The organism is Vibrio sp. 1641, assembly GCF_033339995.1.
Lineage (GTDB): Bacteria > Pseudomonadota > Gammaproteobacteria > Enterobacterales > Vibrionaceae > Vibrio > Vibrio alginolyticus.
In genome coordinates this window covers 1-688 of the sequence record NZ_JAWOVP010000192.1, presented here as the reverse complement: position 1 = coordinate 688, position 688 = coordinate 1, and the positions used below count along the sequence as shown (strand labels likewise).

General features: G+C 48.0%; 1 protein-coding gene. It reads right to left on the bottom strand.

The window, feature by feature from the left end:
* Positions 1–688, bottom strand: a 688-nt coding sequence (thiL, locus tag R7Z47_RS24990) for a thiamine-phosphate kinase (RefSeq protein ID WP_318130781.1), incomplete at both ends; no start/stop codon positions are given.

The following is a 688-nucleotide window of genomic DNA, read 5'->3' as shown; positions in this document are numbered from 1 at the left end:
GTATTCTTCACCGCTAGATAAAGCATACTGCTGTGCGCTGACCTTATCATCTAAAAATTGTACCAGCTCTGAAGAGATTGGTAATTGAGACACATCGATACTCACACCAACTTGTGAGCGTTTTAAAATATGTTTGATATCCGAAATCAAGCCGTCTGAAATATCAATCGCCGAAGATGCTAATCCTACCAAAGCTTGCCCCGCTAACACTCTCGGAGTACTTAGGTAGTGGGCTTTTTCTAGTTCATCAGCACCAATACGACTGCGAAGTGTTTCATCTAAGATGACATCCAGCCCTGCTTTTGCGTCACCCAAATTCCCCGTGACATACACCCAATCCCCGACTTTCGCGCCAGAGCGAGTCAGCGCTTTGCCCTCAGGCACAAAACCTTGCACTGTCAGTGTTAAACTTAATGGGCCTTTCGTTGTATCACCGCCGATTAACTGAATACCAAAGTAATCCGCCAGTTCGAAAAACGCATCACAGAAGGGTGCGAGCCATTCTTCATCCGCTTCAGGCATGGTCAATGCAAAGCTTACCCAAGCTGGTGTTGCGCCCATGGCAGCTAAGTCGCTGATGTTGGATGCAAGCGCCTTGTGAGCAACCCAAGCAGGGTTCGCGTGAGGAAGGAAATGGGTTCCAGCAACCAAGGTATCGGTGCTGATAGCAATCTGTACATTTGCTGGC